This window comes from Serratia sp. GW822-FHT06D09, from assembly GCF_058799515.1.
This window is the reverse complement of the sequence record NZ_JBXALO010000005.1, coordinates 46,362-71,842: the sequence shown is the minus strand read 5'-3', so window position 1 is coordinate 71,842 and position 25,481 is coordinate 46,362. Positions and strand designations below refer to the sequence as shown.

17 protein-coding genes and 6 tRNA genes are annotated in these 25,481 nt (G+C 53.6%); 9 read left to right on the top strand and 14 right to left on the bottom strand.

Annotation, left to right across the window (positions count from 1 at the left end; all coding sequences use genetic code 11):
• Nucleotides 1–31: 31 nt before the first annotated feature.
• Nucleotides 32–1,213 (top strand): 3-demethoxyubiquinol 3-hydroxylase, encoded by a 1,182-nt coding sequence (ubiF, locus tag AC1RKG_RS13575; RefSeq protein ID WP_410529225.1) that lies wholly within the window; start codon nucleotides 32–34, stop codon nucleotides 1,211–1,213.
• A 104-nt stretch (nucleotides 1,214–1,317) separates the two neighbouring features.
• On the opposite strand, the gene AC1RKG_RS13570 is transcribed toward ubiF, so the two are convergent.
• The 12 genes from AC1RKG_RS13570 to nagB all read right to left on the bottom strand — a co-directional run bounded on the left by AC1RKG_RS13570 (nucleotide 1,318) and on the right by nagB (nucleotide 10,325).
• Nucleotides 1,318–1,392 (bottom strand) — tRNA-Gln (locus AC1RKG_RS13570).
• 19 nt (nucleotides 1,393–1,411) lie between these two features.
• Nucleotides 1,412–1,488 (bottom strand) — tRNA-Met (locus AC1RKG_RS13565).
• Nucleotides 1,489–1,528: 40 nt separating this feature from the next.
• Nucleotides 1,529–1,603 (bottom strand) — tRNA-Gln (locus AC1RKG_RS13560).
• Nucleotides 1,604–1,648: 45 nt separating this feature from the next.
• Nucleotides 1,649–1,723, bottom strand: a tRNA-Gln gene (locus AC1RKG_RS13555).
• A gap of 29 nt (nucleotides 1,724–1,752) precedes the next feature.
• Nucleotides 1,753–1,837 (bottom strand) — tRNA-Leu (locus AC1RKG_RS13550).
• Nucleotides 1,838–1,845: 8 nt separating this feature from the next.
• Nucleotides 1,846–1,922, bottom strand: a tRNA-Met gene (locus AC1RKG_RS13545).
• A 385-nt stretch (nucleotides 1,923–2,307) separates the two neighbouring features.
• Nucleotides 2,308–3,972 carry an asparagine synthase B gene (asnB, locus tag AC1RKG_RS13540; RefSeq protein ID WP_020825635.1) on the bottom strand — a complete coding sequence of 555 codons (1,665 nt, stop codon included), beginning with the start codon at nucleotides 3,970–3,972 and terminating at the stop codon, nucleotides 2,308–2,310.
• A 404-nt stretch (nucleotides 3,973–4,376) separates the two neighbouring features.
• The gene (gene chiC, locus AC1RKG_RS13535) at nucleotides 4,377–5,831 is read right to left on the bottom strand and encodes a chitinase ChiC (RefSeq protein ID WP_493183251.1); all 1,455 of its coding nucleotides are present in this window, start codon (nucleotides 5,829–5,831) and stop codon (nucleotides 4,377–4,379) included.
• Between the two features lie 341 nt (nucleotides 5,832–6,172).
• A complete protein-coding gene (locus AC1RKG_RS13530) occupies nucleotides 6,173–6,925 on the bottom strand; it encodes an HAD-IIA family hydrolase (RefSeq protein WP_020825637.1) in 753 nt (250 codons plus the stop codon).
• A gap of 67 nt (nucleotides 6,926–6,992) precedes the next feature.
• Complete coding sequence (gene nagC / locus AC1RKG_RS13525; RefSeq protein WP_020825638.1) at nucleotides 6,993–8,213, bottom strand: DNA-binding transcriptional regulator NagC; 1,221 nt, start codon at nucleotides 8,211–8,213, stop codon at nucleotides 6,993–6,995.
• A gap of 153 nt (nucleotides 8,214–8,366) precedes the next feature.
• Nucleotides 8,367–9,506, bottom strand: coding sequence for an N-acetylglucosamine-6-phosphate deacetylase (nagA, locus tag AC1RKG_RS13520; RefSeq protein WP_020825639.1), 1,140 nt, complete (start codon nucleotides 9,504–9,506; stop codon nucleotides 8,367–8,369).
• An 18-nt stretch (nucleotides 9,507–9,524) separates the two neighbouring features.
• Nucleotides 9,525–10,325 (bottom strand): glucosamine-6-phosphate deaminase, encoded by an 801-nt coding sequence (gene nagB, locus AC1RKG_RS13515; protein ID WP_012005664.1) that lies wholly within the window; start codon nucleotides 10,323–10,325, stop codon nucleotides 9,525–9,527.
• Between the two features lie 335 nt (nucleotides 10,326–10,660).
• On the opposite strand from nagB, the gene nagE reads away from it, so the two are divergent.
• The 8 genes from nagE (at nucleotide 10,661) to AC1RKG_RS13475 (ending at nucleotide 23,892) form a co-directional block, all read left to right on the top strand.
• Entirely contained in the window at nucleotides 10,661–12,607 is a 1,947-nt protein-coding gene (gene nagE / locus AC1RKG_RS13510) for a PTS N-acetyl glucosamine transporter subunit IIABC (protein ID WP_041414298.1), read from the top strand.
• Nucleotides 12,608–12,858: 251 nt separating this feature from the next.
• A complete protein-coding gene (gene glnS / locus AC1RKG_RS13505; RefSeq protein WP_020825642.1) occupies nucleotides 12,859–14,523 on the top strand; it encodes a glutamine--tRNA ligase in 1,665 nt (554 codons plus the stop codon).
• Between the two features lie 578 nt (nucleotides 14,524–15,101).
• Nucleotides 15,102–16,505 carry a chitoporin ChiP gene (gene chiP / locus AC1RKG_RS13500; RefSeq protein ID WP_020825643.1) on the top strand — a complete coding sequence of 468 codons (1,404 nt, stop codon included), beginning with the start codon at nucleotides 15,102–15,104 and terminating at the stop codon, nucleotides 16,503–16,505.
• Between the two features lie 113 nt (nucleotides 16,506–16,618).
• Complete coding sequence (gene chiQ / locus AC1RKG_RS13495) at nucleotides 16,619–16,945, top strand: ChiQ/YbfN family lipoprotein (protein ID WP_020825644.1); 327 nt, start codon at nucleotides 16,619–16,621, stop codon at nucleotides 16,943–16,945.
• Nucleotides 16,946–16,959: 14 nt separating this feature from the next.
• Nucleotides 16,960–19,617, top strand: a complete 2,658-nt coding sequence (locus AC1RKG_RS13490; RefSeq protein WP_493183249.1) for a beta-N-acetylhexosaminidase — start codon at nucleotides 16,960–16,962, stop codon at nucleotides 19,615–19,617.
• A gap of 76 nt (nucleotides 19,618–19,693) precedes the next feature.
• The gene (locus tag AC1RKG_RS13485) at nucleotides 19,694–20,839 is read left to right on the top strand and encodes an MFS transporter (protein ID WP_122077590.1); all 1,146 of its coding nucleotides are present in this window, start codon (nucleotides 19,694–19,696) and stop codon (nucleotides 20,837–20,839) included.
• A 49-nt stretch (nucleotides 20,840–20,888) separates the two neighbouring features.
• Nucleotides 20,889–21,941: a UDP-glucose 4-epimerase GalE gene (galE, locus tag AC1RKG_RS13480; protein ID WP_217330914.1), complete on the top strand. Its 1,053-nt coding sequence runs from the start codon at nucleotides 20,889–20,891 to the stop codon at nucleotides 21,939–21,941.
• On the top strand, nucleotides 21,931–23,892 hold the full coding sequence (locus AC1RKG_RS13475; protein WP_493183247.1) for a glycosyltransferase: 1,962 nt from the start codon (nucleotides 21,931–21,933) through the stop codon (nucleotides 23,890–23,892). The genes galE and AC1RKG_RS13475 overlap by 11 nt, the downstream gene beginning before the upstream one ends.
• A 204-nt stretch (nucleotides 23,893–24,096) precedes the next feature.
• On the opposite strand, the gene fur is transcribed toward AC1RKG_RS13475, so the two are convergent.
• The gene (gene fur / locus AC1RKG_RS13470; RefSeq protein ID WP_020825646.1) at nucleotides 24,097–24,543 is read right to left on the bottom strand and encodes a ferric iron uptake transcriptional regulator; all 447 of its coding nucleotides are present in this window, start codon (nucleotides 24,541–24,543) and stop codon (nucleotides 24,097–24,099) included.
• 319 nt (nucleotides 24,544–24,862) lie between these two features.
• Complete coding sequence (gene fldA, locus AC1RKG_RS13465; RefSeq protein WP_048759474.1) at nucleotides 24,863–25,402, bottom strand: flavodoxin FldA; 540 nt, start codon at nucleotides 25,400–25,402, stop codon at nucleotides 24,863–24,865.
• Nucleotides 25,403–25,481: the final 79 nt, after the last annotated feature.

The window sequence follows — 25,481 nt, the reverse complement described above, 5'->3', positions numbered from 1 at the left end:
GGCGATAATTCACTAAGAAAACATAGCCAATATGAACGTATCTCAAAAACGGTATGACGCCGTGGTGGTAGGCGGCGGGATGGTCGGCGCGGCCGCCGCATTGGGGCTGGCGCAGGCCGGTTGGTCGGTGGCCTTGCTGGAACATCAGGCGCCGCAGGCGTTCGATGCGCAAAGCCCGCCGGATCTGCGTATTTCCGCCATCGGCTGCACCTCGGTGGGGTTGCTGAAACAACTCGGCGCCTGGCCGGCGGTGCAAGCGATGCGCTCGGCGCCTTACCGCCGATTGGAAACCTGGGAGTGGGCCTCTTCACGGGTAGCGTTTGACGCCGCCTCGCTCGGCCTGCCGGAGCTGGGTTTTATGGTAGAAAACCGTATTTTGCAACTGGCGCTCTGGCAACAGCTGGAGCAGTGCGAAAATCTGACGCTCTATTGCCCCGCCAGGCTGCGTTCGCTGCAGCGGAATGACGACCACTGGCAAGTGACGCTGGACTCTTCACAGACGCTACAAGCACGTTTGGTAGTGGGGGCCGATGGAGCCAACTCGCAGGTGCGCAATTTGGCCGCTATCGGCACCAGCGGCTGGCAGTACCGCCAGTCCTGCATGCTGATCACCGTCGATACCGGCGAGCCGCAGCAAGATACGACCTGGCAGCAGTTTTTCCCTTCCGGTCCCCGGGCTTTCCTGCCGTTATATGATCAATGGGCCTCGCTGGTGTGGTACGACAGCCCGCAGCGTATCCGCCAGCTGCAGGCGATGCCGCCAGCGCAGCTTGAGAAAGAGATCGCCGAAGCCTTTCCTGCCCGCTTAGGGGAAGTGAAGGTGCATGCGGCCGGATCTTTCCCGTTAGCGCGCCGCCATGCGCAACGCTATGTGTTGTCGGGGTTGGTGTTGCTCGGTGACGCGGCACATACCATCAACCCGTTAGCCGGGCAGGGAGTAAACCTGGGGTATCGTGACGTGGAAGCCTTGCTGGCGGTTTTGTGTGATGCACGCGAGTTGGGTGAAGACTGGAGCAGCGAAGCGGTGCTGATGCGTTATCAGCGTCGCCGTCGCACCGATAACTTGCTGATGCAAAGTGGTATGGATCTGTTTTATACCGCTTTCAGCAATAATTTGTCGCCGCTTTGCGTGGCGCGCAATATTGCGTTGATGGCGGCCCAGCGGGCGGGCAAGTTGAAGGAACATGCGCTGAAATACGCGTTGGGGCTGTAGGCGGCCCTTCCTACAAGGGCGCAGTTCAATGTCGCGCCCTTATTCATTCGGTCTCGCCAAATTTCAGATAGCAAAAAGCCCGCCGAAGCGGGCTTTTCTAAATGTGGCTGGGGTGCCAGGATTCGAACCTGGGTATGCTGGTATCAGAAACCAGAGCCTTACCGCTTGGCGACACCCCAATGGTGTAACAGTAAAATATGGTGGCTACGACGGGATTTGAACCTGTGACCCCATCATTATGAGTGATGTGCTCTAACCAGCTGAGCTACGTAGCCATTTTTCGATATTTTACTTTAAAAGTCAACAGCATTGGTATGGCTGGGGTACCTGGATTCGAACCAGGGAATGCTGGTATCAAAAACCAGTGCCTTACCGCTTGGCGATACCCCATCAACACGTTTAACTTTTTTTGCAACATCCCCATCCTAAAAAAGATGGCTGGGGTACCTGGATTCGAACCAGGGAATGCCGGTATCAAAAACCGGTGCCTTACCGCTTGGCGATACCCCACCTGTTGCCTGCAACTCGATGAAAAGAAATGGTGCGGGAGGCGAGACTTGAACTCGCACACCTTGCGGCGCTAGAACCTAAATCTAGTGCGTCTACCAATTTCGCCACTCCCGCAAAAAAGATGGTGGCTACGACGGGATTTGAACCTGTGACCCCATCATTATGAGTGATGTGCTCTAACCAGCTGAGCTACGTAGCCATCTTTTTTCGCGCAACCTTCATCGGCGTTGCGGGGCGCATTATGCGTATATGGCCGTTTTGCGTCAACAAGTTTTTTCCCGAAAAAGCGGCTGGATGTGTCGTTTGTCTGGGTTGTGAACAGTATGGCGATAAAAGCATCAATTCAGGCAATTAATGGTTGAAAACATCAGCAAAAAGGCGGACCCGGAGGTCCGCCTTGAGACTGCGGACAAACATATAATGTTTGGCGGCAGGCGATAAAGGATTTGAAAATAAACCAGGAAAATCAATTTATTGATTTTCGGCTAAGAACACAAAGGGGGAAAAACCACGCTTTTATCCCCCTTTGTCAATAACCTGAAGGCGGGCCCGGAGGCCCGCCTTGGGGAGAAAACCCGGCGTGATTATTTGTAGGCGGATTGGTGAACGCCGACTGCACGACCAGAAGGATCGTCCATTTTCTTGAATGACTCGTCCCATTCGATGGCTTTGGCTGAGGAACAGGCCACTGACGGGCCGCCAGGCACGCATTCTGCCGCGCTTGGCAGCGGGAACAGCTCTTCGAAAATTTCGCGATACAGGTAGCCTTCTTTGGAGCTCGGCGTATTGTACGGGAAACGGAAACGTGCGGTTTCGAGCTGTTGATCGCTGATCTGCTTGGCAGCGACCTCTTTCAGCGTGTCAATCCAGCTGTAACCCACGCCGTCGGAGAACTGCTCTTTCTGGCGCCAGGCGACGCTGGCCGGCAGATAGGATTCAAAACATTCGCGCAGGATATGTTTTTCCATTTTGCCATTGCCGCACATTTTGTCCTTAGGGTTGATGCGCATTGCCACGTCGAGGAATTTTTTATCCAGGAAGGGCACACGGGCTTCCACACCCCAGGCGGACATCGCCTTGTTGGCGCGCGCGCAGTCAAACATATGCAGTGCTAACAGTTTACGTACGGTTTCGTCGTGGAACTCACGGGCATCCGGCGCTTTATGGAAGTACAGGTAGCCGCCGAACACTTCGTCCGCGCCTTCGCCAGACAGCACCATCTTGATGCCCATCGCCTTGATCTTGCGTGACATCAGGTACATCGGAGTGGAAGCGCGAATGGTGGTAACGTCATAGGTTTCGATGTGATAAATCACGTCGCGAATGGCGTCCAAACCTTCCTGTACGGTGAAGTGGATCTCATGGTGCACGGTGCCCAGGTGGTTTGCCACTTCCTGCGCGGCGCGCAGATCCGGTGAACCTTCCAGACCCACGGCGAAGGAGTGCAGCTGTGGCCACCAGGCTTCGCTGCGCTCTTGATCTTCGACACGGCGTGCCGCGTACTTTTTGGTAATGGCGGAGATCACCGAAGAATCCAGGCCGCCGGACAGCAGGACGCCATAGGGTACGTCGGACATCAGGTGGCTTTTCACCGAGTCTTCCAGCGCGTTGCGCAGGGCATTGGCGTCGGTCACATTGTCTTTAACGTTGTCGTAATCGAACCAGTCACGTTGATAATATTCGCGGATCTCGCCGTCCTGGCTCCACAGGTAGCTGCCCGCCGGGAATTCTTTAATGGTGCGGCAAACTGGCACCAGCGCTTTCATTTCAGAGGCGACATACAGGTTGCCGAATTCGTCATGGCCCATGTACAGCGGAATAATGCCCAGATGGTCGCGGCCAATCAGGTAAGCGTCTTTCTCTGAATCGTACAGCGCGAAGGCGAACATCCCCTGCAGTTCGTCGAGGAAGTCAGGGCCTTTCTCCTGGTACAGCGCCAGAATCACTTCACAGTCGGAGCCGGTCTGGAATTGGTAGCGATCGCTAAACTGCTGGCGCAGCGCCTGATGGTTGTAGATCTCGCCGTTAACGGCCAGAACGTGAGTGTGCGCAGCGTTGTACAGCGGTTGGGCGCCATTGTTGACGTCGACAATCGACAGGCGCTCATGCACCAGGATGGCTTTATCGCTGGCGTAAACACCGGACCAATCCGGGCCGCGGTGGCGCATCAGACGGGACAGCTCCAGCGCTTTCTTACGCAATTCAACGGGATCGGACTTCAGATCGAGCACACCGAAAATAGAACACATATACCGACTCTCCTAACGACTTTTTTATACCTGTCATACTTCAAGTGGCTTGGGTGTTGGCTGTCTTCACTCACCCCTTGAGTAAGTTTCTGGGGCTTCGCTCAGTTGCCGCCGACAAGCAACTCGAATTATTTTGGGCATAGACTGTGATGTTGTATTTGCTGTTATAGGCAGCATGGCCGCTGCATCAACGATGGCGCGGTTTTGCTGCGTTGTGTTTATGAAAATGCGTCAAAACCGGCAGGGGATGCAAGCGTTTTAGCGCTGCGCCGAAAAATAGTTGTTTGGGGGAGGTCGAAAATTAGCGGATGTTCAGTTAAATGATATAAAAATTGATGAATATTCATTTTTTCAATCAATGGATGAGTTGCCGGGTAATTTTACCGGCAACTCATTGCCGACTATCAGGCGATCAACTGCCACAGGGTGAAGGCCACATCCGGCGTCCATCCCGCATTGGAGGTGTGCGCCTGCAGGCAGGTGTATTTCTTGCCTTTATACGTCACCACGTCACCGGCTTTATAGCTGTGGTTGTTCTGCCACTCGGCCACGCCCGGATCGGGAGGCGTACTGCCATCCGAGGTTTTAACTGCCAGCGCACTGCTTGGCAGCGACGTATTGCCTTGGTTGTCGGTGGCGGTGACAAAATAGCTGTACTGAGTGGCTGCCGTCAGGCCGCTGTCCTGCAGCGACAGGCCACCGGTTTGGCCAATGGCGCTGCCGTTACGGTAAACCGTATAATGGCTAATCGGTTTGACGCTGCTTGCCGCAGCCCAGTTCAACGTCAGCGACGTTGCGGTAATCGCACTGGCGTTCAGCGCGGTAGGCGCTTCAGGCTTTCCCGGCGGCGGGGTGACTCCTCCCTGAATAAGCGCGGCATAACGAGTTTTGAATTCCCAGTTATAGGCCACGCCAGCCTTACTCTTGCCATTGTCCCAGTTCACCGACCAGGTCATCAGGCCCTTGATCGACAAGTTTTTGGCGTCAAGGCGCGCGAAAGCGTTATAGACCGCCTGTTTGTCGACCACATAACCGGTGGCGGCGGCATCATTGTTGGTAGGTAAACCGATCACAAATTTGGATGCCGGGATTTTGGTGTAGCCGCGGGTGCCGGTAACCAGGCTTTCGGTCAGGTAATACAGAAAGTCTTCTTTCATCGCGTCGTTATTCTGGGTGATCCAGGCGCCTTTGCCGCCATTGGCTTCATCGACCCAAATACCGTCACCGCCCTGGTTATAATATTGCGGTGCAATAAAGTCATAAAACCCTTCGAGAGCGGTAATATAATCCAGGTAAGTCCCATTAGTCCGCAAATAGGGGAATTCTGGCGCCATGCTGACAATAAAGTTTTTACCTTCTGCGGCATAATGCGCTTTTACTTTTTTCAGTGCGGCAGGCAAAACGGTTTTATTATTGGCTGCACCGATAGCCGCCTGTTCCAGATCGATATCCAGACCGTCAAAACCGTAGGTTTCCACCAGACGGATAATTTCATTGCTCAGTTTGTCTTCATCGCCGGTTTTCAATTCGATATGCGCGTCGGCGCCGCCCAGAGAAATCAGTACCGCGCGGCCCTGGCTGTTCAATACGCCGACCTGGCGACGGAACTCGGCATCGGACAGGTTGTAAGGCTTGAAGGTTGGGATACCCACGCCCTTCATAAAGGCTACGGCCACTACGTTATATTCGGCCGGGATGTCGGTCAGGTTCATATTGGCGAATTGGCCCTGCTGATAACCGTCACTGGCGCCGGCGGCCCAGTTGTGCCAAAAACCCATCATGATTTTTTTATTGGACATATCCGGCATGGCGGCTGCGTCATCTGCAACTTGTGCATTGATAATGTTATCGGAGCTCATAGTAACCTCGTTATTTTAGGTAAGATTAATTCCACACGCCGTCAATAGGGATTATTGGTGGGGCGTAAATACATAGTGCGGATTTTTAACGAGGGCGGGGTGAAACCTTTTCGCGACAATAATAAATTAAATTCAAATTGGGACGAAAATAAGGTGGCCGTGATGGCCACCTGAGACTGCTGACAAACATATAATGTTTGTCAGCAGTCGCTAAAAGTTTTGAAAATAAATCAGGAAAATCAATTTATTGATTTTCGGCTGAATGACACAAAGGGGGAAAAACCACGCTTTTATCCCCCTTTGTCAACAATCTGGGGTGGCCGTGATGGCCACCTCAGCGATTAGAAAATATTGATATCGGCAACGGAAGGGAAGATGTAGCTCGGGCGGAACGGCATGGTTTCCACGTCGTTCAACGTCGAGACGCCGGACAACACCAGCACGGTTTCCAGACCGGCCTGGAAGCCCGCCAGGATATCGGTGCGCAGGTTGTCGCCGACGATCACCGTTTCTTCCGAATGCGCCTGCATTTTGTTGAGCGCGGCGCGGATGATCCACGGGCTGGGTTTACCGACGTAGAACGGCTTGCGGCCGGTGATTTTCTCGATCGGGGCGCACAGCGCGCCGCAGGCAGGCACAAAGCCATGGCCGTGAGTATCCGGGTTGGTCGCGATAAAGCGCGCGCCGTTATTCACGAAGTAGGCGGCCTTATGCATCATGTCCCAGTTGTAGGAGCGGGTTTCCCCGACAATCACGAAGTCCGGGTTGATGTCGGTAATGGTGAAACCGGCTTTATACAATTCATGGATCAGCGCGCCTTCGCCCACCACGTAGGCCTTTTTGCCTTCCTGACGGCGCAGGAAATCGGCGGTGGCCATGGCGGAGGTATAAAACGCGCTTTCCGGGACTTCAAGCCCGGCGGCGGAGAAGCGGTTCGCCAGATCCTGCGCCGTCTGCGATGGGTAGTTGGTCAGCACCACCAGCGGCATGCCCTGTTCCTGAATCCGCGCCAGGAAAAGATCGGCGCCGGGAACTGGCGTGTTGTCATGCAGCAGCACGCCGTCGATATCACATATAACGTTTTTGATTGTCATTGTTGCTGTTTCTCATGATTGGCGGCAGGCAAAACGCGAAGATAACACACCTGCCTTAGGCGGCGGATCAGCTTTCCAGCAATCGCTGCAATAGCACGCCGTTGAGCATTGCTCGCTTGGCCAGGGCGAAAGCCCCGATCGCCGAGCGATGATTGAGTTCGGAGGTGACCACCGGCAGGTTCTTGCGGAAGTCCTTCAGCACCTGAGTATTGATGCAGCTTTGGATTGCCGGCAGCAGCACTTTTTCCGCCTCGGTAATTTCACCGGCGATCACCACTTTCTGCGGATTAAACAGGTTAATGGCAATGGCCACGGCTTTGCCGAGGTAGCGGCCGACGTGTTCGATCACTTCGCTGGCCAGCAGATCCCCGCGGTTGGCGGCCTTGCAGATGGCGGAGATGCTGCAGTCGTCGAGTGTCAGCTTGCTCGGGTAGCCCTGAGTCAGTAACTGGCGCACGCGGTGTTCAATCGCGGCATTGGCGGCGACGGTTTCCAGACAGCCGAAGTTGCCGCAGTGGCAGCGTTCGCCCAGCGGGTCGATTTGAATATGGCCGATTTCGCCGACGTTGCCGTTATTACCCAGGAAAATCTGACCGTTGACGATAATGCCGGCACCGGTGCCGCGGTGCAGACGCACCAGAATGGAGTCTTCGCAGTCGCGGGTGGCGCCAAAATAGTGCTCGGCCAAAGCCAGGCTGCGGATGTCATGGCCGACAAAGCTGGTGACGTTAAAACGTTGCTGCAGGTTGTCTACCAGCGGCCAGTTGCTGACGCTGATGTGCGGCATATAGCGCACCACTCCGAGCGCCGGGTCAACCAGACCTGGCAGGATCACCGCGATGGCGATCAGTTCGCGCAGCTTGCGCTGGTAGTCTTCGATAAATTGCGCAATGGCGGTGAACAACGCATTTTCCAGTGTTTCCTGGGTTCTTTCCGGCAGCGGATAGTGCTCTTCACCGAGCGATTTTCCGCTCATGTCGTACAGGGTGATGGTGGCATCATGACGCCCGAGGCGAACGGCCACGGTGTGGAAATGCCGGGTTTCGGAGACAATGGAAATGGCGCGGCGGCCGCCGGTGGAGGCTTGCTGATCGACTTCTTTGATCAGCCCGCGCTCCAACAGCTGGCGAGTAATTTTAGTGACGCTGGCGGGCGCTAGCTGGCTCAGTTCGGCTATTTGAATGCGCGAGATCGGACCCTGTTGGTCGATCAGGCGGTAAACTGCCGCGCCGTTGAGTTGTTTGACTAAGTCAACGTTCCCTATCTGTGCCTGTCCGCCAGTACTCATCAATAATTTTACTCGCTGTCTACCCTTCATACTTCAAGTCGCAGGGGTGTTGGCCGCCTTTACTCACTCAAATCACATACCAGTGTATGCTCATTGAGGTTCGTTCAGTTGCCGCCTACCTGCGACTCGAATTATTTTGGGTATATATGTTAGTTAAACCTCGTTACCGTTAACGAGCGTTTTGGTGATGCTAAAGTCGCGGGTAAACGCGGTCAGGTTTGCCACCTTACCGGCTTCGATCGTGCCTAAACGATCGTCCACGCCGATAGCACGCGCCGGATAGAGTGTCGCCATACGCAGCGCTTCATCCAACGCGATGCCGACGTGTTCAACGCTGTTTTTCAACGCGTCAATCATGGTCAGCGCAGAGCCGCTCAGGGTGCCGTTCTCGTCCACGCACAGCCCATCGCGATAGTATATTGTTTTACCGGCAAAAATAAATTGGTCAATATCGGCACCCGCCGGGGCGGTGGCGTCGGTGACCAGCACCAATTTATCACCTTTCATGCGTTTGGCGTTACGGATACTCGCCCAGGCCACGTGATGGCCGTCGGCGATAATGCCGGTGTAGACTTCAGGCGTGTCGAAAATTGCCCCCATCAGCCCCGGTTCGCGCCCGGTGATATACGGCATGGCGTTATACAGGTGCGTGGCGAAAGTGATGCCGGCAGCAAAACCGGTGCGGGCCTGTTCGTAAGTCGCATTCGAGTGACCGGCGGACACCACGATGCCGGCGTCGGTCAGTTGCTTGATAAAGTGTGGCTCTACCATTTCCGGCGCCAGCGTCACCTTGGTGATCACATCGGCATTCGCGCACAGGTAGTCGATCATCTCGCTGGTCGGCTTGCGGATAAACGCCGGGTTATGGGTGCCTTTTTTCAACGGGCTAAGGTACGGCCCTTCAAGGTGCAGACCCAACGCCTGATTCTGGTGTTTTTTCAGATAAGCGCGCATCACTTCGATGCTGTGCTTCATAAATTCGTCGCTGCTGGTGATCAGCGTCGGCAGATAGCTGGTGCAGCCGGATTTTTCGTTGGCACGCTGCATAATTTCCAGCGTCTCTTCCGAAATGGCGTCCAGCGAATCGTTAAATTGCACGCCGCCGCAGCCGTTAAGCTGCACGTCGATCAAACCGGGGGCCAGGATAGCGCCACCCAGATCGCGCGTTTCAATGCCGGCCGGCAGTTCAGCCAGCGGGCAAACTCGTTCAATCAGCCCATCAGCGATTACCACTGCATGGTCGTCAAGTACGTCGTGGCCGGTAAAAATACGGCCGTGGGTTAAAGCGAACATCGTAGCCCCCTGCAGGAATTAAAGACTCTTCACGCTTTCCGCTTCTAATTCGCGGAAATACTTAACGGTTTTGACTTTCAGCTCCATGGTGGATGGCTCATCGCACACCACAACGGCTTTGGCATGCAACTGCAGGCAACTGATGGTCCACATGTGGTTGATGTTGCCTTCCACAGCGGCTTCCAGCGCCTGAGCTTTGGCGTGGCCGGTCACCAGAATCATCACTTCCTCAGCGTCGAGCAGCGTGCCCACGCCTACGGTCAGTGCAAACTTCGGTACCAGGCTAACGTCGCCGCCAAAGAAGCGGGAGTTGGCGATGCGGGTATCTTCGGTCAGGGTTTTGATGCGAGTGCGCGAGGCCAGAGATGAAGCCGGCTCGTTAAACGCGATATGACCGTCGATGCCAACGCCACCCATGAACAGGTTGATCTTGCCGTAGGATTTGATTTTCGCTTCGTACTGGCGGCACTCGGCGTCAACGTCCGGTGCATTACCATTCAGCAGGTTGATATTTTCGCTTGGGATATCAACGTGATCAAAGAAATTACGGTACATGAAGGTATGATAGCTTTCCGGGTGTTCCTGCGGCAGGCCAACGTATTCATCCATGTTGAAAGTCACCACATGCTTAAAGCTTACTTCACCTGCTTTGTGCATCGCAATCAGATGTTTGTACGCTTCCAGCGGAGTACCGCCGGTTGGCAGGCCGAGCACAAACGGACGCTCCGCAGTAGGCTTGAATGCGTTGATGCGCTGGACGATATGGCGTGCGGCCCATTTGCCGACTTGTGCAGTATCTTTCAGTGGGATAAGTCTCATCTAACACCTCTTGGGGTAAGTAAACTAAAGCTATACTGGTTCGTGCCTGAACGAGAGTCTTAAGCCTAACCCAGGTTTATGATTCTCACGTGATGCGTCAGGTTCGATGATTTTTTTAATGATAAAATAAGTTTTGTGTGATGGCTAGCAATGTGGCAGCTTAAGACTGCTTTTTGGTGATATAAATCACAAAAAAGGAGGTTTTAATTTGCGATACGAAATAATTTTTTTACACTCCACTTTGTTGTCGTTCGTCCAGAGTTAATCGCAGTGTGTGATGGCGCTAGCGTAAAATATGATAAAGCCCATAAAAGGGCATTAGGGGGAATATTAAGGTGAACATACTCGGCTTTTTCCAAAGATTGGGCAGGTCGTTGCAACTGCCAATCGCAGTACTGCCCGTGGCGGCGCTTTTGCTCCGCTTCGGCCAGCCCGACTTACTCAATATTTCGTTCATCGCACAGGCCGGTGGATCAATCTTTGATAATTTGGCGTTGATCTTCGCTATCGGTGTGGCAGCAACCTGGTCGAAAGACAATGCCGGTTCAGCGGCACTGGCGGGTGCGGTAGGTTACTTCATCCTGACCAAAGCGATGGTCACCATCAACCCGGCGATCAATATGGGCGTGCTGGCCGGTATTATTACCGGTCTGGTGGGCGGGGCGGTTTATAACCGCTGGTCCGGCATCAAACTGCCTGAGTTCCTTTCCTTCTTCGGCGGTAAACGCTTCGTTCCTATCGCAACCGGCTTTTTCTGTTTAATCCTTGCGGCGATCTTTGGTTATATCTGGCCACCGGTTCAGAATGCCATCCATGCCGGCGGTGAATGGATTGTGTCCATGGGCGCTGTGGGTTCCGGCATCTTCGGTTTCGTTAACCGTCTGCTGATCCCAACCGGCTTGCATCAGGTATTGAACACCATCGCCTGGTTCCAGATTGGTGAATTCACCAATGCCGCGGGCACCATCTTCCACGGTGACATCAACCGCTTCTACGCGGGCGACGGCACTGCCGGGATGTTCATGTCCGGCTTCTTCCCAATCATGATGTTCGGTTTGCCGGGTGCGGCACTGGCCATGTATTTCGCCGCGCCGAAAGAGCGTCGCCCAATGGTTGGCGGTATGTTGCTGTCTGTGGCACTGACCGCGTTCCTGACCGGTGTGACTGAGCCGCTTGAATTCCTGTTCATGTTCCTGGCTCCGCTGCTGTATCTGGTCCATGCCATTTTGACCGGTATCAGCCTGTTTGTAGCCACCCTGCTGGGCATTCACGCCGGCTTCTCCTTCTCTGCAGGCGCCATCGACTATGTGTTGATGTACAACCTGCCGGCCGCCAGTAAAAACGTCTGGATGCTGGTCGTGATGGGTCTGGTCGCCTTCGCGGTGTACTTCGTACTGTTCTCCATCATTATCCGTGCATTCAACTTGAAAACTCCGGGTCGTGAAGATGCGTCTGACGATATCGTTGCACCGGAAGCCAACAGCAACACCGACGAAGGCTTGCGCGCGCTGTCTCGCAGCTATATCGGTGCCATCGGCGGTTCAGACAACCTGACCGGCATTGATGCTTGCATCACCCGTCTGCGTCTGAGCGTGAAAGATTCTTCGAAAGTGCTTGATGCAAGCTGCAAACGCCTGGGTGCCTCCGGTGTGGTGAAACTGAACAAGCAAACCGTTCAGGTCATCGTGGGCTCTAAAGCGGAAGCCATTGCCGACGGTATGCGTGCGGTTATCGCAGCCGGTCCGGTTCCTGCGGCAGAAGTGGCACCGGCAGCCGGTGTGACCGCAGTAAAAGCACAGGCGGTGCCTAATGCGGTGAAAGTGGCCTTCGAGTCGCTGGTGGCTCCGGTCACCGGTGAAGTAGTGGCGCTGGATCAGGTTCCTGATGAAGCCTTTGCCAGCAAAGCGGTAGGTGACGGTCTGGCGATTCGCCCAACGGATAAAACCGTCGTGGCGCCAGCTGACGGCACCATCGTGAAAATCTTCAACACCAACCACGCCTTCTGCCTGGAAACCGACAAGGGTGCGGAGATTGTGGTGCACATGGGTATCGACACCGTGGCATTGAACGGTCAGGGCTTCAAGCGTCTGGTTGAAGAGGGCGCTGAGGTGAAAGCCGGCCAGCCAATCCTTGAACTGGATCTGGACTTCCTGAACGCCAACGCACGCTCGATGATAAGCCCGGTAGTGGTCAGCAACGCTGACGATTACGCCGGCCTGTCGGCGCTGGCGACCGGTTCTGTGGTCGCAGGCCAGACCAAACTGTTCGAGATCCAAAAGTAAACCGATTTACCTGAGTAGTACCCGGGGTGTTTAACGAGTCATGACGGAACGCACCCTACCTTTGGCGGGAAGAGAGCAATCTCTTCCCGCTTTTTTATGGGCGATAGGTGACGAAAGCTGCCCCGTTGTGGTGCGGCGATCTGTCGTGGTGCAACGCCCCGCATTTTTCGTGAAACAAACGGTTGTTTCCGGGCGTGGCTTGTTGGATCATAGGCGGTTATGTGTAGCGCTTTGCATTGAGGAATAGTGAAATGAGTGAGGCTGAAGCCCGCCCAACCAATTTTATCCGTCAGATCGTCGATGAAGATCTGGCTTCAGGGAAACATACGTCGGTACATACCCGTTTCCCGCCGGAGCCGAATGGTTATCTGCATATCGGCCATGCTAAATCCATTTGCCTGAACTTTGGCATCGCCAAAGATTACCAGGGCCAGTGCAACCTGCGTTTCGATGACACCAACCCGGTAAAAGAAGATATCGAGTTCGTTGAGTCGATCAAACACGACGTGGAGTGGCTGGGCTTTGAGTGGAGCGGCAACGTCCGTTACTCCTCAGATTACTTCGATCAGTTGCACCAGTATGCGGTAGAGCTGATTAACAAAGGGCTGGCCTACGTCGACGAGCTGTCGCCTGAGCAAATCCGTGAATATCGCGGCAGCCTGACCTCGCCGGGCAAAGACAGTCCGTACCGCGGTCGCAGCGTGGAAGAAAACCTGGCGCTGTTCGAAAAAATGCGCAACGGCGAATTTGCCGAAGGTAGCGCCTGCCTGCGTGCCAAGATCGACATGGCGTCACCGTTTATCGTGATGCGCGATCCTGTGCTGTACCGCATCAAGTTCGCGGAACACCACCAGACCGGCAACAAATGGTGCATCTACCCGATGTACGATTTCACCCACTGCATTTCCGATGCGCTGGAAGGGATCACCCATTCGCTGTGTACGCTGGAATTCCAGGACAACCGTCGTCTGTATGACTGGGTATTGGACAACATCACCATCCCTTGTCATCCGCGTCAGTACGAATTCTCACGCCTTAATCTCGAATACGCCATCATGTCTAAGCGCAAGCTGAACCAGTTGGTGACCGAGAAAATCGTTGAAGGCTGGGATGACCCGCGTATGCCGACCGTTTCCGGCCTGCGTCGTCGTGGCTATACCGCCGCATCCATCCGCGAATTCTGCCAGCGTATCGGCGTGACTAAGCAGGATAACAACGTTGAAATGGTGGCGCTCGAAGCTTGCATTCGTGAAGAGCTGAACGACAACGCACCGCGTGCGATGGCGGTGCTGGATCCGGTTAAGATTGTCATTGAAAATATGACTTCCGGCGTGGAAATGGTGACGATGCCTAATCACCCGAACAAGCCGGAAATGGGCAGCCGTGAAGTGCCGTTCAGCCGCGAGGTTTATATCGACCGTGCTGACTTCCGCGAAGAAGCCAACAAGCAATACAAGCGTCTGGTGCTGGGGAAAGAAGTGCGTTTGCGTAATGCCTACGTGATCAAAGCGGAACGCGTGGAGAAAGACGCTGAAGGCGAGATCACCACTATCTTCTGCAGCTACGATCCGGATACCTTGAGCAAGGATCCTGCCGATGGCCGTAAGGTGAAAGGCGTGATCCACTGGGTGTCTGCCGAGCACGCGTTGCCGGCGGAAATTCGCGTGTACGATCGTCTGTTCAACGTGCCAAATCCGGCAGCGGCAGAGGACTTCCTTGCCACCATTAACCCTGAGTCGTTGGTAATCAAGCACGGCTTTGTGGAGCCAAGCCTGGCAACTGCACAGCCGGAAAAAGCCTATCAGTTCGAGCGTGAGGGCTATTTCTGCGCCGATAATCGTTACTCCTCGGCAGAGCATCTGGTGTTTAACCGCACCGTTGGTTTGCGCGACACCTGGGCTAAAATCGGTGCCTGAGTGATAAGTGGTTAACGCAATAAGAGCGCAACTTCGGTTGCGCTTTTTTTATGTCTGTCGCCGTTATTTACCTTTCCTGTTGCGATGTAGTTCGCTCAATCAATGTTTAAATTTTTCTCTGGCCGTTGTATCCGTAATTTCTTGATATAAATCATCACTCATATAACATTGTCTTATATATTCGTGATGCGAATTAATGTCATCTGGAGAGCGCTCTCATATTTTTTCCTCTGGCTGACTTTTTTGATTCGGCTGAAACCATTAATCGTCTTATATTGACCTCATATCATTATTTATTCTGATTTTATTGAATTTTTTATTCGACACTCTCCTTGCATAGCTGCGTAACAAAATCTCATCGATATGTGCTCTTTGTCATACTTTGACAAATCTCTCTGATATTTCATTTGATAATTCGCGTCGCGAAAAATAGTCTGTCTGTAGCAATAAGTGCTGTGGGGTTTTAGCCCTGTCAGCAATATTTTTTACCCGATTGGGTTTTTATTGGCAGTCGTGCAGGGCAGTGGTGAACACGGGCGGCTGCAACTTTTAAAGTTAAGTCAAAGAGGAATTTCATTATGGGTACGCACGGTGCTCAGCGTAAAACGCTGGCGCTCGCAGTCGCGGGTGCGCTGTTGGGAACAGGGTTTGCCATGGCCCCTGAGGCGAAAGCCGCAGGATTTATCGATGATTCCACGATGACCGGCGGCGTATATTACTGGCAACGTGAGCGTGACCGTAAAGATCTCAATCCGACCAGTGACGATTACAATAAATACACCACCAACTTGTCGCATTCGACGGCCAACCTGAGCCTGGATTTTGCCTCGGGCTATGCCTGGGACATGTTCGGCCTGGACGTCGGCGCCTTTACCGCCATCGAGCTGGCTGAATCCAGCGCCAGCGGCCACCCGAATGAAATCGCGTTCTCTTCCAAAAACCGTACCTACGATGAAGACTACTCCGGCGACAAAGGCGGCATCAGCCTGTATAAAGCCGCCGGTAAATTCAAATATGGCCCCGTCTGGGCACGTGGCGGTTATATCCAGCCAAGCGGCCAAACTCTGTTGGCGCCGCATTGGAGCTTTATGCCCGGCACCTATCAGGGTGCAGAGGCCGGTGCCAAGTTTGACTACGGCGATGCCGGTGAGTTGAGCTTCTCTTATATGTGGACCAATAAATATAAAGCGCCATGGCATATCGAGATGGACGACTTCCGTCAGAACGATAAAAAAACCGGTGTCTCCTATCTGCACTCGCTGGGTGCCAAATACGACTTCAAAAACGATTTGGTGCTGGAGGCGGCATTCGGCCAAGCCCAGGGCTATGTGAATCAGTACTTCACCAAGGCGTCTTATAAATTCGATCTGGTAGGCAACCCGCTGACCACCAGTTACCAATTCTATGGCACCGAAGACCGCATTAACGACAAGAACGACCCGAACAGTATTTACGACGGCCTGGCCTGGCTGCAGGCGCTGACCTTTGGTTACACCACTGGCCAGTTCAACTGGCGCCTGGAAGGGACCATGGTCAAGGCCGAAGGCAACCAGGGCTACTTCCTGCAGCGTATGACGCCAACCTATGCTTCTTCCAACGGCCGCCTCGACGTGTGGTGGGATAACCGTTCCGACTTTAACGCCAACGGCGAAAAAGCGGTTTATGCCGGGGTGATGTACGACCTGAGCAACTGGAACCTGCCGGGCATGGCGGTGGGCGGTTCTTACGTTTACGCCTGGGACGCTAAACCGAGCACCAACCCGATGTACGATCAGAGCCAGCGTCTGAAAGAGAGCGCCTGGAGCCTGGACGCCATGTATACCATTCAGGAAGGCCGCGCCAAAGGCACGCTGCTGAAACTGCACTACACCCAATACGACAACCACACCAATATCCCAAGCTGGGGCGGGGGTTACGGCAACATCTTCCAGGACGAGAAAGACGTCAAATTCATGGTTATCGCGCCATTCACCATTTTCTAAACATACCCAGAGCTTGCGAGTTGCAGCTGGTGCAGATAACAACGCTGCGGCTTGAAAGATCGCGGGTATATTCCCCGGCGGCAGCGCCGGGGTCATTTAACGGGAATAACACGATGAAAAAAATCATGATGATGTTGGCTGCGGTAGCCACGTTGAGCGCCTGCGTACAGCCTGCGGCGCCGCCGGAAGATGCCAAATTGAAACAGGCCTACAGCGCCTGTATCAACACCGCGGAGGGCTCACCGGAAAAATTGCAGTCATGCCAGGCAGTGCTGAACGTACTGAAACAAGAGAAACAGCATCAACAGTTCGCCGAGAAAGAAACGGTGCGGGTGATGGATTATCAAAACTGCATTCAGGCAGTTCATAGCGGTAACGGCCAGGCTTATGACGCCAAATGTGGCCAGATTTGGAAAGAGATCCGCGATAACAACAATTAAGGACGATGATAAAAATGAATAAATTCAAATTGAGCGCGCTTGCCGCACTGACGGCAACCATTGGGTTATTTGGCAGCGTGGGGAACGCGATGGCCAATCAGCCGCTGGTGGATCAACTGAGCCAGCTGAAACTGAATTTGAAAATGGTCGATAACCGGGCAGCCGAAAACGGTCTGGATTGCGGTAAGCTGGGTGCCGACTGGGCGGCTTGCAACAAGGTACTGATCGGCCTGACCAACGACAATCAGGAGATCAACGGTCAGGACTGGGCGATTTACTTTCACAGCGCTCGTCAGACCCTGCGGGTGGATAACGACCAGTTCAAGATATCTCACCTGACCGGTGATCTGTACAAGCTGGAACCTACCGACAAATTTACCGGCTTCCCTGCGGGGAAAACGGTAGAGATCCCGATTATCACTGAATATTGGCAACTGTTTAAAACCGACTTCGTGCCACGTTGGTACGCCACCTCGGGCGATGCCAAGCCTAAAATTCTGGTCAATACCGATACCGAAGATCTGAACCAGTTCGTTGCGCCCTTTACCGGCGACCAGTGGAAGCGTACCAAAGACGACAATAACATCCTGATGACGCCGGCCTCGCGCTTTACGAAAAACGCCGAGCTAAAAACCTTACCCACCGCGTCGTTACGCGGTCAGATAGTGCCAACGCCGTTGCAGGTTAAAGTGCATGCGCAGGATGTTGATCTGAGCAAAGGCGTTGCATTGGAGCTGAGCGCATTGTCCAAACCGGCGGCGGACGCCGTTGCCCAGCGTTTCGCGCTGTTGGGAATAACCAGTAACGCAGCTGGTTATCCGATCAAAACCGATATCCAACCGGGAATATTCAAAGGCGAACTAGCGGTACCGGGCGCTTATGAATTGATCATCGGCAAGCAGGAAGCGCGAGTCATTGGTTTCGATCAGACCGGGGTGTTCTATGGCCTGCAGTCCATCTTGTCATTAGTGCCTACCGAAGGCAGCGTAAAAATCGCTACGCTGGAGGCCAAAGATGCGCCGCGCTTCCAGTATCGTGGCATCTTCCTGGATGTCGCACGTAACTTCCACCAGAAGGATGCGGTGTTGCGCTTGCTGGACCAAATGGCGGCGTACAAGCTCAATAAATTCCACTTCCATCTGAGTGATGACGAAGGTTGGCGCATCGCCATTCCGGGCTTGCCGGAACTGACCGAAGTCGGTGGGCAGCGTTGCCACGACTTGAGCGAAACCACCTGCCTGTTGCCGCAGTATGGCCAGGGGCCGGAGGTTTATGGCGGCTTCTTCTCTCGCCAGGATTACATCGACATTATCAAGTACGCCAAGGCGCGCCAGATTGAAGTGATCCCGGAAATCGATATGCCGGCGCATGCCCGTGCGGCGGTGGTCTCAATGGAAGCGCGCTATAAGAAACTGCATGCCGCCGGTAAAGAACAAGAGGCCAACGAGTTCCGTTTAGTGGATCCAACCGATACCTCTAACACCACCTCGGTGCAGTACTTCAACCGCCAAAGCTATCTCAACCCTTGCCTGGATTCATCCAAACGTTTTGTCGACAAGGTGATCGGCGAGATTGCCCAGATGCATAAAGAGGCCGGGCAGCCGCTGAGTACCTGGCACTTTGGCGGTGACGAGGCGAAAAACATCCGGTTAGGTGCTGGTTATACCGATGTGAACAAGCCGGAAGCCGGCAAAGGCATCATCGATCAGAGCAAAGAAGACAAGCCATGGGCAAAATCTCAGGTCTGCCAGGCGATGATCAAAGATGGCAAGGTCGCCGATATGGAGCACCTGCCAAGCTACTTCGGAGTAGAAGTCAGCCAATTGGTGAAAGCGCATGGGATCGACAGAATGCAAGCCTGGCAGGATGGCCTGAAAGATGCCAAAAACGCCAAGGCCTTTGCTACCCAGCGTGTCGGGGTTAACTTCTGGGATACGCTGTATTGGGGCGGGTTCGACAGTGCCAACGACTGGGCGAACAAGGGCTACGAACTGATCCTTTCAAACCCGGATTATGTCTACATGGACTTCCCGTATGAGGTGAACCCGGACGAGCGCGGTTACTACTGGGGAACGCGTTTCAGCGACGAACAGAAAATGTTCAGCTTTGCGCCAAACAACCTGCCGCAAAACGCCGAAACCTCGGTTGATCGCGATGGTAATCACTTTACCGCCAAGAGCGTCAAGCCCTGGCCGGGGGCTTACGGTATTTCCGCGCAGATGTGGAGCGAAACCCAGCGAACCGACGAACAAATGGAGTACATGATCTTCCCTCGTTCGCTGTCGGTGGCTGAGCGCGCATGGCACCGGGCAGAGTGGGAGCAGGATTACCGGGCGGGCCGGGAGTATAAAGGCGGCGAAACCCACTTCATCGATACCAAGAAGCTGGACCGCGATTGGTTGCGCTTTGCCAACCTGCTCGGTCAGCGTGAGCTGGCAAAACTGGACAAAGGTGGCGTGAACTACCGGTTGCCGGTGCCAGGCGCCCGAGTTGTGGGGGGCAAGCTGGAAGCCAATATTTCGCTGCCGGGTCTGGGCATTGAATATTCCACCGACGGTGGTAAGCAATGGCAACGTTACGATGCCAAGGCCAAGCCTGGGGTTAGCGGTGAAGTACAAATCCGCGCTGTGAGCCCGGACGGCAAGCGTTATAGTCGCGCCGAGAAAGTGTAACTCCTGAACCACGGCCCGTCTGTTCGCAGGCGGGCCGTTATTGATGGTTAACAGCAGCGACCGGCGGTAATCAGCGATGAATTCGATACGGCTGACCTTTATGGTCGTTGCTTTTTTTTCTGGCATTGCCGGGGCACTGCAAATACCGACCCTGAGCCTGTTCCTCACCACCGAGGTTCGGGTGACTTCATTATGGGTCGGTTTTTTTTATGCGGTTAATGCCGGGGTCGGCATTATTGTCAGTTTTTTGCTGGCGAAAAAATCAGATCGTCAGCGTGACCGGCGCCATTTGATTTTAATCTGTTATTTATTGGCGGCGGGAAACTGTCTGCTATTTGCTTTTAATCGCAATTATCTGACGTTAATTACCGCAGGCGTGCTGTTAACCGCCATCGCCAATACTGCGATACCACAGTTATTTGCCCTGGCGCGTGAATACGGGGAACGGTCATCGCAAAACGTGGCGATGTTCAGCGCCATCATGCGCGCCCAACTCTCTCTGGCCTGGGTTTTTGGCCCGCCATTGGCTTTTATGCTGGTGGTGAATTATGGCTTTACGGCGATGTTTATGTTTGCTGCCGGCATATTCCTGCTGGTCACGCTGCTGGCCTGGTGGATATTACCCGAGGTGGCTCGCCCGCCTGTGGGCAATGAAATCGGCATACCGCAAAAAACGGTCTTCGATAAAGATATTAGCCGGTTGTTTTTCGCCTCGGTATTGATGTGGACCTGCAGCGCCATGTATCTGATTGATGTGCCGCTGTATATCACGGCCGAGTTGGGTTTGCCGCAAAGTCTGACCGGTTGGATGATGGGCATCGCGGCCGCGATAGAAATCCCCATCATGATCCTGGTAGGCCGATATGTAAATCGGGTGGGCAAGCGCCTGATGATGGCGGGGGCGATGGTGGCCGGCATACTGTTTTATGCCGGGATGCTGTGGTTTACCTCGGCCGCTGGGTTGCTAGTCTGGCAGCTGTTTAACGCGATATTTATCGGCATTCTCGCCACCGTCGGCATGCTGTATTTCCAGGACTTGATGCCGGAGCGGGCGGGCATGGCCACCACGTTGTTCACCAACAGCATTTCCACCGGTGTGATCCTGGCCGGAATATTACAAGGGATCCTGACCGAGTACGGGCCGCATTCCTCCGTTTATCTGTTAGCCATATTACTGCTTTGTATTGCTTTACCTGTCGGTTTTAAAACCCGGGAAGTCTAGGTGGTTTCTGAGTGAGTCGTTTATTTTTAAACACAAACAAGGATATATGATGGCTATATTGGTGACGGGCGGCGCCGGTTATATCGGCTCGCATACGGTATTGGCACTGTTAGAAAGGGGGGAGGAAGTTGTCGTACTGGACAACCTGTCCAACAGTTCGCCAGAGTCTTTGTTTCGGGTGGAGCGATTAACCGGTAAAAAAGTAATTTTTTATCAGGGAGATATCCAGCAACATCATTTGCTGGATCATATCTTTCGCCAGCATGATGTTCATGCGGTTATTCATCTTGCGGGTTTGAAGTCGGTCAGAGAATCTACCGAAGAGCCACTGAAATATTATCAAAATAATATTTCCGGCTCATTGATCGTACTGGACAGAATGCGCCATGCTGGCGTTAAGCAATTTATTTTCAGCTCTTCAGCCACCGTCTATGGGCCGGCAGAATATACCCCACTGACGGAAAGCTGTCGTGTTGGGCAGACCACCAATCCTTACGGAACCTCAAAGCTGATTGTCGAGCAGATCCTGGCGGAGTTCGCTTCAACGGCACCGCAGATGGCGATCACCGCGCTGCGTTACTTTAATCCGGCCGGGGCGCACGAGTCCGGCTTGATTGGTGAGGATCCCGCCGGCATTCCCAATAATCTTCTGGCTTATCTGGCGCAGGTGGCTATTGGCAAACTCGCGGTGTTGCCGGTGTATGGCAACGACTACCCTACCAGCGATGGTACCGGGGTACGTGATTACATTCACGTTATGGATTTGGCCGAAGGGCATTTAAAAGCGCTGGATAACCTGCAGCCAGGATTTAACGTCTATAACCTGGGCACCGGTAAAGGCTACTCGGTGCTGGAGATTATTCGGGCGTTTGAACGCGCCTGTGGCTTCAAAATCGCCTACCAATTTAATCCCCGGCGTGCGGGAGATATTGCCGAGTGTTGGTCCGACCCGTCTCTGGCGGCAGAGAAGCTGGGCTGGCAAGCCAAACGCAGTCTGGAAAAAATGGTGCGCGATGCCTGGTCATGGCAGAGCAAAAATCCACAGGGTTATGGCTCTTCGCTGCCGCTGTCATCGATAAGGATGCTGGCCGATGAAGCTTAACGACGGGCATTTGGGGGTTATGCAGGATGATCTGTTCCGGGCTGAATATGAGGCGCGGATCAACGATCTAAAGTTTGAGTTTGTGAAATATCAACGTGAGGCTTCGTTGCTGCTGCTGGAGCGTTATCAGCGCGGTGTCGCGCAACTGCGTGAGTGGCGGGCTGCACATGGACATTTATTCGATGCCGCCCGCTGTTCTTCACTATTTTGTGTGCCTACTCGCCCGCTGGCTGCGAGTGAAAAACGGCTGCACCGGATCTGGCTGGGGGGCGCGATACCTGACGACGCCAGAGAGGTTATCTCCCAGTGGGGGGCCGCGCAGCAGGCGGTGGCTAGCACCGAGACGAATGACTGGGTCGGCATGTTATGGGTTTGGGACGCACAGCAGCTGGCAAGGGATGCGTATTTCATCCCCGTACCGGTGATAAAAGGCGGCTACCTGGGGGAGTATGATGCGGGCAACCATCGCCTGCAGGTGCATTCGCTGAGCGAACTGGCGCAAAAAAGGGTCGGCGACAACCTGGGCTTTATCCATCAACTGCACGATAAGCGCTATTACGCCACGCTTTCCGACTACTTCCGTTTTCTGATTTTGATCGAGATGGGGGGGCTGTATATGGATATCGATACCATACCCCACCGGTCGGCGACGCTGTTTTTGATCAAACCAGAGGTGCCTGATTATCTTCAGTTCCTGGCTGAGGGCGAGGTCAGCCACGTCAGCTGGTTGAATCTGTTTCTCGATGAAACCGGCATGATAGTCAGCCGCAAGGGCGATATCTCACTGTGCCGAATGCTGGCGGGGTTGGATCAGATCTTTGCGGCGGAAAGCGGCGAAGTCCCGGACAAGAATTCGGATTATGAACGCAAACTGTTTGATCCCTTTTATCAGCTGTGGAGTCGCCACATAGGCCGCTCTTTCCTCAGTCACGATCGCTTCTGCCAGGATTATGGCGTCCATTATGATGCGCACCCACAGGCCGTCACCTGCGGTATTCGCGGAATGCGTCTGCTGGAGGATGTGATCACCAATGAACGACTACCGCTGTCGCAGGAAGAGCAACACAGCTACCGGCAATGCGTCAGCCGGCTGGAGCAGGTGGACTGGCAGCTTGAGCAGCCGCTGGATCTGGCACGTTATGCGGAAATATTTACCGTTGATGAAGTGCCGCGTATGGCCTATCCAGCGCAGATCCGTTCCGATATTGACCATTACCACTATTATTCCGTACTTTCCCATGACCGCACGCTTGATCGGGTAAACCAGCTATTTGGCGAGTACCTGATCGCCGATAACCGGCGGCAGATTACGGCGGGTAATTACTGGTGTCCGACCGCTGGGGTAGGGGGGGCGGTTTTGCCGGAGCCGGGTGGGGCATTGCATTTTCTGCCTGGACACCAGGCGAGTGAAACAGATAAAACCCGTATGGCGAAGCTGATTTTCAGTACCAGCTACCTTGAGTACTGTTCTGTTGGCAATCGAGCCGGGCTGGATCTGGTGTCATTACAGCAGGCGCAAAATATTGAGCCTTATCTGGGGCTGATCACGGTAGCTTACGATCGGCGTGGAGAGTTTGTCGGTTTTTTTAATGCGGCCACCATTAGCGAGCTGTATGGCATAGAAGCGGATTATCATTATCGCGATGAAATAAGGCCGCTTGATGAGGCTTATGACAGCTTTGTCCAAAGCCAGTGCACTGAGGATGACTATTTCATCTGCAGTCTGGCGATTGAGAGCCAATTCCGCGGGCTAGGGCATTTTAACCAGCTGTTTGCGCAGATAAGGCAGCGAGCACAACAGCACCAGGCGAAAAATATCGTGCTGTGCGTATGGCAACGCAGTGATGCCAGCCAAATCTATCTGAACAAGGGGTTCCGTGTTCGAGGTGTATTCGATCACGCCTGGTCGCTGTTTTTTGATCGGTTGCTGTTTCTTGAGTATGAGCTGTGAAGAGGTTTGCTCATCCGCGTGTCGGCGGGTGGGGGAGTGCTGTGAGTGTAAGTGGGAAGCGAGAGAAGTGCTGTAGAGAAGTGCCGCTGCAATTGTTGTATTTAACGCTGTGAACTTTCCCCGGCCTGTCCGGGGATTTTTTATCCTATTATCGCAGGCACAAAAAAACCGCCGTTAAGGCGGTTTTCAATGCCGGTTAGGACATTATTTTTTGTCGTGCAGGGTGTCGTCTTCGCGGCAGTCACCTGTTTCACAGTGGCCGTACAGGTACAGGCTGTGGTTGGTGAGCTTGATGCCGTGTTGTTTGGCGATATCACGCTGACGCACTTCGATAGACTCATCGCTGAATTCGATCACTTTGCCGCAATCCAGGCAAATCAGGTGATCGTGGTGATGTTGCTGGGTCAATTCGAACACGGACTTGCCGCCTTCGAAGTTGTGACGGGTCACAATGCCGGCATCATCAAATTGGTTCAGTACGCGGTAAACCGTAGCCAGGCCAATTTCTTCGCCCATATCTATCAGTTTTTTGTACAGATCTTCCGCACTGACGTGATGGCATTCCGGATTTTGCAGTACTTCCAGGATTTTGAGTCGCGGAAGCGTGACTTTTAAGCCGGCCTTCTTCAATGCGGTGTTGTTGTCAGTCATGCGGATTCAGTCCTGTTACTATGCTAATCAAGTTGAGGCGTTCTCGCCTTTGGCATCGGTCGGCACAAAGAGTTAATTGCGTCTCATTATAGAACCGGTTGCTCTAAATGGAAACCGCCGGTTGTTAACAAAGCTATAATTGCACAATTGCATGTTATACATGCAACGTCTTGATGAATGGGATAAACCGGAAACTCAGTCTACCTTGATGGTGTGGGAAGTTACAAATCTGTAGCTTCTATTGCAGTAATTTGTACTGCCAATGATGGCCCTGCCGGCACACTATGCACTTTGCAGGGCTTTTGTTCAACCTTTGGCGTTACCCGACGATTTCGGCCAGGCTTAGCTCTTCGACGATTTGTTTTACCCAGCCTTCAACACGTTCGTTGGTCAGCTCAGGTTGGCGATCTTCGTCAATGGCCAGGCCGATGAAATGGCTGTCGTTGGCCAAGCCTTTGGACGCTTCAAAGTGGTAACCCTTGGTCGGCCAGTGGCCTACGATCGCGGCGCCACGCGGTTCAATGATGTCGCGAATGGTACCCATCGCATCACAGAAATACTCTGCGTAGTCTTCCTGATCGCCACAGCCGAACAGCGCAACCAGCTTGCCGTTGAAGTCAATTTCTTCCAGCGTTGGGAAGAAATCGTCCCAGTCGCACTGCGCTTCGCCGTAGTACCAGGTTGGGATACCGAGCAGCAGGATATCGAAAGCTTCCAGATCTTCTTTGCTGCTTTTGGCGATGTCATGAATTTCAGCCACCTCTTTACCAAACTGCTGCTGAAGAATTTTCTGGATCATCTTGGCAATGTTTTCGGTATTGCCAGTGTCGCTGCCAAAGAAAATGCCTACATTAGCCATATCGCGTATAACCTTTAAATTCAATAAATTGCATTCACGATGTTAGCGTAGACTACGATAACACCGATTAAAATGATGC

Bases quoted from the DNA above. Each gene is read 5' to 3' on its own strand.
- ubiF (WP_410529225.1), top strand. From the start codon at position 32: ATGAACGTATCTCAAAAACGGTATGACGCCGTGGTGGTAGGCGGCGGG.
- asnB (WP_020825635.1), bottom strand. From the start codon at position 3,972: ATGTGTTCTATTTTCGGTGTGCTCGATCTGAAGTCCGATCCCGTTGAA.
- chiC (WP_493183251.1), bottom strand. From the start codon at position 5,831: ATGAGCTCCGATAACATTATCAATGCACAAGTTGCAGATGACGCAGCC.
- AC1RKG_RS13530 (WP_020825637.1), bottom strand. From the start codon at position 6,925: ATGACAATCAAAAACGTTATATGTGATATCGACGGCGTGCTGCTGCAT.
- nagC (WP_020825638.1), bottom strand. From the start codon at position 8,213: ATGAGTACTGGCGGACAGGCACAGATAGGGAACGTTGACTTAGTCAAA.
- nagA (WP_020825639.1), bottom strand. From the start codon at position 9,506: ATGTTCGCTTTAACCCACGGCCGTATTTTTACCGGCCACGACGTACTT.
- nagB (WP_012005664.1), bottom strand. From the start codon at position 10,325: ATGAGACTTATCCCACTGAAAGATACTGCACAAGTCGGCAAATGGGCC.
- glnS (WP_020825642.1), top strand. From the start codon at position 12,859: ATGAGTGAGGCTGAAGCCCGCCCAACCAATTTTATCCGTCAGATCGTC.
- chiP (WP_020825643.1), top strand. From the start codon at position 15,102: ATGGGTACGCACGGTGCTCAGCGTAAAACGCTGGCGCTCGCAGTCGCG.
- chiQ (WP_020825644.1), top strand. From the start codon at position 16,619: ATGAAAAAAATCATGATGATGTTGGCTGCGGTAGCCACGTTGAGCGCC.
- AC1RKG_RS13490 (WP_493183249.1), top strand. From the start codon at position 16,960: ATGAATAAATTCAAATTGAGCGCGCTTGCCGCACTGACGGCAACCATT.
- AC1RKG_RS13485 (WP_122077590.1), top strand. From the start codon at position 19,694: ATGAATTCGATACGGCTGACCTTTATGGTCGTTGCTTTTTTTTCTGGC.
- galE (WP_217330914.1), top strand. From the start codon at position 20,889: ATGGCTATATTGGTGACGGGCGGCGCCGGTTATATCGGCTCGCATACG.
- AC1RKG_RS13475 (WP_493183247.1), top strand. From the start codon at position 21,931: ATGAAGCTTAACGACGGGCATTTGGGGGTTATGCAGGATGATCTGTTC.
- fur (WP_020825646.1), bottom strand. From the start codon at position 24,543: ATGACTGACAACAACACCGCATTGAAGAAGGCCGGCTTAAAAGTCACG.
- fldA (WP_048759474.1), bottom strand. From the start codon at position 25,402: ATGGCTAATGTAGGCATTTTCTTTGGCAGCGACACTGGCAATACCGAA.